The sequence below is a fragment of the Streptomyces sp. NPDC059989 genome (assembly GCF_042736975.1).
Classification (GTDB): domain Bacteria; phylum Actinomycetota; class Actinomycetes; order Streptomycetales; family Streptomycetaceae; genus Streptomyces.
Genome location: NZ_JBHWUO010000116.1, coordinates 1 through 6065, shown reverse-complemented (window position 1 = coordinate 6065; position 6065 = coordinate 1). Strand labels below are relative to the sequence as shown.

Sequence of the window (6065 nt, the reverse complement as noted above, 5' to 3'; positions counted from 1 at the left end):
CGCGACTACATCTTCAACGGCACCCTGGCCACAGCAGCCATCGTGATCTGGCTCCGCGATCTCATCAAAGAGCCATCAGACACTGCCTAGTGGTCCCTGCAGACGACCACGCCGACGTGTCCTTACGAAGCGATCTCTGTTCGCTCATCCCAATGAGTGGCCGTGTCGTCGCGGGGCACTGGGCGGCCAATCAGTCAAAGCCACACCTACGGCATGAGCGTTTTTAGCCACACCCAGGCCACCGGGTCTCCCGATCGTACGAAGGACCGGAATCAACCCGTCAACACGGTAAGGAGCGTTGTAGATGGTTGGTGTGCAGTGAGCTCCGCCTTCTGCAGCCAGTCGATGTACCAGTGAGTGAGCATGACCGGCTTCCCAGCCTTGTCGAGGAGCGGGACGAGATCAGTTCCGCTCCTGGGTGTCCTGTCGCACCGATTCGCCATCGCCGAGCGAGGCGTCCGCTCGCGGTGGCTCCGCGTCCGCCGGCTCCGCGCTCAGAGCCGTGGCCGAAGCCGGGCTCGGGGGAGAGGGCGGGGCAGTCGGTTCCAGAGCCGCCGCCAGCGTTGTGGCCAGTGCGGCGACATCGTGGAGTGCCGTTGTGCCGCTGACGATCACGGTCACTCCACCCGCGCGCAGTTCGACCGAGGTGTCCCGGTTCCCGGGTGCGGTGCACCAGCGCCGTACGGTGTCGATGGCCGCGGGCAGGGCCAGTACGCCCGTCACGACGAGGGTCAGGACATCCAGCCCGGTTCCGAGGTGACCCTCGACGGTGGGAGCGCCCGCTTCCCAGCGGGCCCTTCCACAGGCCCGGAATTCGGGGTCGGCGGTGAGGAACCTCTGCAACGAGGCGGGTGCCTGCCCACCCAGAGGGGAGGTGATGCGGATTACCGAGCCCATGTCGTCCTCCAGTGAGCGACGTTGTGTACGAGGGGGATGTGCGCGCCGTCGGCTCGTACCTGCCGTACCGGCTGCGGGAGTGCCGCGGCCAGGCAGTGGGCTCGTACGGCGTCGAACAGCCCGTCGGCGTCGATCACGACGGTTCCGCCCGGGATGCCGCTGCGCAGCGTGTCCAGGATCTGGCCGGTGAACGCGGTGTGGCGGGCGCCCAAGGGTGCGCTGGAGGGCTCGGTGGCGCTGGAAGATGCCATCACGTAGGTGCCGTTGATGGCGAGGGCCGCGTCGCCCGCGGTCGACAGTTGGTCGAGTGCGGAGCCGCTGTAGCAGCTGTCCAGGACGACCAACCGGGTGCGCGGCCCCTCTTCGATGAGCTGGTGTCGTAGCTGGTCGAAGTCCCAGTAGGTGTATGGCCGCGTTTCGCGGGTTCCGGCGAGTGAGAGCAGCAGCCGCCCGTGGGAAGGGTGGGAGTTGCCGTGGCCGACGTAGTAGAAGAGCAGTCCGCCGTTCGCGGGATCGAGTCGTTCCGCCACGTCGGCTATGGCTTCGTGGACTTCGGCGGCTGAGCGCGGGTTTTCGATGACCCGGCAGTTGCCCTCGGGCATTCCGAAGGCGGGTGAGACCAGCAGTTCGTGCAGGTCGAGCAGGTTCTGGGGGACTGCGGGCAGGTTCGGCAGGTGGTCGTATGCGCCGACGCCGACGAGGACTGCACCGCCGTTGCGCCAGCATTCCGCCGGCCGCGGCAGGCCCTGGGCGGCGGGCGGTGTGCCCTCCACCGATGCGCGCCACATCCTGCGCTCGGAGTGGCCCAGGGTTTCGGCGCGTTGCCGTATCCAGTCCGTCAGCGCGGAGGTGTCCGTCCCTTGGGCTTGTACGTGCAGGGCGACTCGCCGGAGGTAGCTCAGCTGTATCGGTGCTTCCATGGGCGTTCCGTTTTCGTAGAGCACCCCGTGTCCGTCCCGCCAGCAGGGCAACGGCTCCGAGCGGTGTTGCGGCGGCCCACCTTCTGTGAAGGTGGTCTCCCGGATCAGTGCGGATACGAGGTCGGTCTCCTCGGGCTGGGGGAGGGCCGCGAGCAGGGCCAGCGACTGCACGCGGTCGAGCGGGGTCCAGGACCGCCCCTTGCCATCGGTGGGCTGCTCCTCGTAGATCATCCGCTGGACGTCGAGCCACGTCCTGTAGCGGCTTCGCCCAGCTATTCGACCGTGCCAGAGGTCATGGGCGACCATCAGACGTTGGTATGAAGCGAGTAAGCGGAGCGTGGCTCCGATCTCGGCGATCGCAGCGCGGTCCGGGCCGACCTCCAGCCCGGACAACCAACCGATGACCTCGCCACTTCGCAAGGCGACGACCGGGCCGCCCTCCGCCTCCGGCGGCCACTCGTCGTGTTCTGCGACGAGTGCATCAACGCCGAAGCGCTGCGCACAGTCCCTGCGCATGAACCTCTCGAGCATCGGGCCGGCATCGACACCGAAGGGACGCCGGTGGTGGCCCACCACCATGACACGCGCTGCGGGACGGGGCGGGCCCTGGGCGGTCAACCAGACGACCTTGTGCTCCTCAACGGGATCCGACAGGACCAGGAGCGCAACAGCGGGGGAGGTCGGGAGCCCCGGTCCCGCCGTGGGCGTTGCTTCGAGCAGCCGGGCGGGGACAACGGCATGTGACCCGGCCCCGTACCAATAGCGGACCGCGAGGAGATCGTCGGGCATCGCGGCCAAGGCCCGCTCCACCAGCCGGGCGCTGGTGGCGACGAGACCGGGGGCAACGAAGAACCCTGTGCCCACCACCTCACACTGGTCATCTGGGGTTCCGTTCAGAGCCCCGGCGTCGAGCACCGTGACCGTTGCTTGCAGGGCGAGGGCGTCGAAATACCGTTCGGGATACACGCTCGGCAACACCTTCCCCCTACCGCTCCGGGACACGGAACGCGCGCACGCGAACCACTCAAGCACCGCTGCACCGAGGGTAGTTGGGGTTGGCCGTCCGAACCATGGCGTTCGGCTGAAGCGGCCGCATTCGAACACCTTCGTCACCCGTCCCCCTCACGGGGACCGGAGCCCGAACGACGGGGCCAAGCGCGGGTCGGGGGAGGGTCAGACATCTCCCGTGCCGCCGTTGAGATATCAGGCATCGGGTGCCGTGCCGTATGCACAGTGCCCGGCGTCGTCTGCCCGACAGTCGGACCAGTGTTCCTCGTAGTCGGCGAGCAGAGTCGTGGCGTAGCGCTCTACTACCCGCCCCGCGAGGTCGGCGGGTCCCAGGTCCGTCTTCCCGCGGCTGGGCCGGCTGGAGTGGCAGGGCTCGCACAGCGCGACCTGGCGGGCGATCCCGGAGGCCGGGTGGAAGGTGACGGTGAGGGCTGGATCGGCGAGGACCTGGTCGACCTGGTCCTCGTCTGAACACAGGTGGCAAAGCGGGGCGACGGCCATCAGGCGGCGTGGCCCGGTGCTCGTCGTGCGGGAGGTCGAGGTCTTCACCAGGGTCCAACGACGTCGCCGGACGAGCGTGACGCGACGGTGGTCAGGAGGAGGCGTTCCTCGGCCCGGTCGGCGGACGGTGAGGCGCTGCTGCCTGTTGTGACTGAGCACTAGATCTGTCGGATTGTGCATTCCAGTTGGCAGGCAAGGTGGCTGACCTGTGAGAAGGCCGTATCGCCTATGTGGTTGGGGTGTCCGGGGCCGGGTGCTCGGCGTGTTTGGTTCAGCTCTGGAGGGTGGTGAGCCAGTCGGTCAGCAGGCGGTTGACCTCGTCGGGGCGTTCCTGCTGGATCCAGTGGCCGCAGCCTTCCAGGAGGTGGGAGGCGGACAGGGCGGGGAGGGTGGAGGGGTAGGCGTTGATGGCGTCGGCCATCCAGCTGGTGGAGGCGTCCAGGGTGCCGCCGATGAACAGGGACGGCTGCTTGATCGGGGCTCCGCGGTGGGGGGCGAGGTCCTCCCAGTCACGGTCCATGTTGCGGTAGCGGTTGAGCGCGCCGGTCAGGCCGGTGCGCTCGAACTCCGCGGCGTAGACGCCGAGGTCGTCCTCGCTCAGCCAGGCGGGGAGCTTGCCTGCGGGGAAGCGGTCGCGCAGCCGACCGCCGTGGGCGACGAAGTGCGGGTCGGGCTCGCCCTGGGCGGGCATGGTGTCGGCGGACAGCGCCGCATAGAAGCCGGCGAGCCAGCCCCGGACGTCGGGCTCGATCTCCGCCTCGGCGCGGCCGGGCTCCTGGAAGTAGGAGACGTAGAACTCCTGCTCAGGGCCGCCGATCTGGCCGAAGATGTCAGTGGGGCGCGGGCCGCCCGGCGGCGCGTAGGGGACGCTCAGCAGGCCGACGGCGCGGAAGACCTCCGGGTGGAGCAGGGCGGAGGAGGCGGCGATGTTGGATCCCCAGTCGTGGCCGACGACCACAGCGCTCTCCTCGCCGAGGGCGCGCACTGCGGCGACGTTGTCCTCCACCAGGTCGAGCATCCGGTAGGCGTCGGTCGCGGCGGGCTTGGAGGAGCGGCCGTAGCCGCGCACGTCGATCGCCACCGCCCGGTAGCCGGCGGTGGCGAGGGCCGGGAGCTGGCGGCGCCAGGAGTACCAGGACTCGGGGAAGCCGTGCACGAGCAGGACCAGTGGGCCGGTGCCCTGCTCGACCAGGTGCAGGCGCCCGGCCGGGGTCTCGATGGTGCGGTGGCGGAGTTCGGCGGTCGGCTCGGGCTGCATGGGCTTCTCCTGGGTTCGTGGGCGGAGGCGGGTACCCGTCGATCATGCGTCGCGGCGGCCGCCGACGCGATCAGCGTTGCCATTCTGGCAAGCTCGCAGGACAGGGCAGCGGAGCGGTGCGGCTGGAGGGAGCAGGAACGGTGACAGGCGGCGACCTCGACGGCACGCTGGCGGCGATGGGGCCCAGGCTACGAGCCGCGCGCGAGCAGCACGGCGTCACGCTCGCCGCTGTCAGCTCTGCGACCGGCATCTCGCCGAGCACGCTGTCGCGGATGGAGACCGGCCGGCGCAAGCCCACCCTGGAGGTGGTGCTGCAGCTGGCGAAGGAGTACGGCGTCTCCCTGGACGAGCTGGCCGGTACCGCACCCGCCCCGGTGGCCGAGCCGCGTACCTCGGCGCCGCCGAGCTTCGGCGACGACAAGGCGGTGCTGCCGCTCACCCGGTACGTCGGAGGCTTGCACGCCCACAAGCACGTACTGCCCGCCGTCGAGGATCCGCCCACGCGGCCCCGGCAGGTCTCCCACGAGGGCTACGAGTGGCTGTGCGTTCTGTACGGGCGGCTGTGGCTCGCGCTGGGCACCCAGGATCTTGCCCTGGCCGCCGGGGACGTCGCCGAGTTCGACACCCGTACCCCGCACGGGGTGGCGAACGCCGGCCCCGGCGGGCCGGTCGAGTACCTGATCCTGTTCGGGCCGCAGGGCGAACGACTACGGCCGCGGACCCAGCCGGCCCCCGGTCGCGGGGCCCGGTAGCTGTGGTCGGGTAGCCGGATCACGTTGCCGTGACCCGGCCCCCTCGGAACCGGACGTGCACCTTTCAGCGCATCCGGCTCAAGCAAGCCACGAGGGCTTCGCAGGTCAGCAGGGCTATGTGGTCCGTTCGCCGTCGCCAGCGTGGTGCTGGCGGTGGCATTCGGAGTGCACGAGGCGAAGGTTGTTCCGTTCGTCCGTGCCGCCGTCCCGTCGGTAGGTGAAGTGATGCTCGTGGAGCATCTTCTTCGAGGCCGGGAACCAGTTGATCCACTCGCGTGGACCGTCTGGTTCGTACTCGGCTCCGACAATCAGCGCCTGCTTGCAGAGAGGACAGAGCCCCTGCTGCCGGACCGCCAGGAGAAGACTCGTCCTGTCCATCGGCGGCGGCGCTTTCCTGCGGCGGCGGTCCCGCCAGTACTCGATCAACGCGGGGTCGGCCGGGGACGCTCCTCCCTTGACGAGCTGGTGGCGGACGATGCCGGTCCAGGCGAATTTGATGAGGAAGGTGCCGCTGTCGCGGTCGCCGAACACCCACCGGTCTCGCCGGGACGGGTGGAATCTGCCGAAGTACCGGTCCACGACCCAGTACCTCGACTTGTTGCGGTGACGGCGCCTGGCGCATTTGAAGGTCAGCCTGTCTCGTCTCAGCGAAGTTCGAGCAGTCTCAGTGAAACTTGACTGACGCTGCACGTGTCATCGCAGGCTGAGTGCGTGCATCGTTCGTGGGCA

General features: G+C 69.2%; 6 protein-coding genes. 1 reads left to right on the top strand and 5 read right to left on the bottom strand.

The window, feature by feature from the left end; translation table 11 throughout:
• Positions 1–402: 402 nt before the first annotated feature.
• The 4 genes from ACFWBN_RS39520 to ACFWBN_RS39505 form a co-directional block, all read right to left on the bottom strand.
• Complete coding sequence (locus tag ACFWBN_RS39520; protein WP_385186640.1) at positions 403–897, bottom strand: hypothetical protein; 495 nt, start codon at positions 895–897, stop codon at positions 403–405.
• Positions 885–2783, bottom strand: a complete 1899-nt coding sequence (locus ACFWBN_RS39515; RefSeq protein WP_385186637.1) for a caspase family protein — start codon at positions 2781–2783, stop codon at positions 885–887. Before ACFWBN_RS39515 ends, ACFWBN_RS39520 begins: the two co-directional genes overlap by 13 nt.
• Before the next feature lie 237 nt (positions 2784–3020).
• The gene (locus ACFWBN_RS39510) at positions 3021–3374 is read right to left on the bottom strand and encodes a hypothetical protein (RefSeq protein WP_385186634.1); all 354 of its coding nucleotides are present in this window, start codon (positions 3372–3374) and stop codon (positions 3021–3023) included.
• Positions 3375–3597: 223 nt separating this feature from the next.
• Positions 3598–4584: an alpha/beta fold hydrolase gene (locus tag ACFWBN_RS39505; RefSeq protein ID WP_385186631.1), complete on the bottom strand. Its 987-nt coding sequence runs from the start codon at positions 4582–4584 to the stop codon at positions 3598–3600.
• A gap of 176 nt (positions 4585–4760) precedes the next feature.
• On the opposite strand from ACFWBN_RS39505, the gene ACFWBN_RS39500 reads away from it, so the two are divergent.
• A complete protein-coding gene (locus ACFWBN_RS39500; protein ID WP_385186643.1) occupies positions 4761–5336 on the top strand; it encodes a helix-turn-helix domain-containing protein in 576 nt (191 codons plus the stop codon).
• A 114-nt stretch (positions 5337–5450) separates the two neighbouring features.
• Here ACFWBN_RS39500 and ACFWBN_RS39495 read toward each other — a convergent pair whose 3' ends face one another.
• Positions 5451–5915, bottom strand: coding sequence for an HNH endonuclease (locus ACFWBN_RS39495; RefSeq protein WP_385186628.1), 465 nt, complete (start codon positions 5913–5915; stop codon positions 5451–5453).
• Positions 5916–6065: the final 150 nt, after the last annotated feature.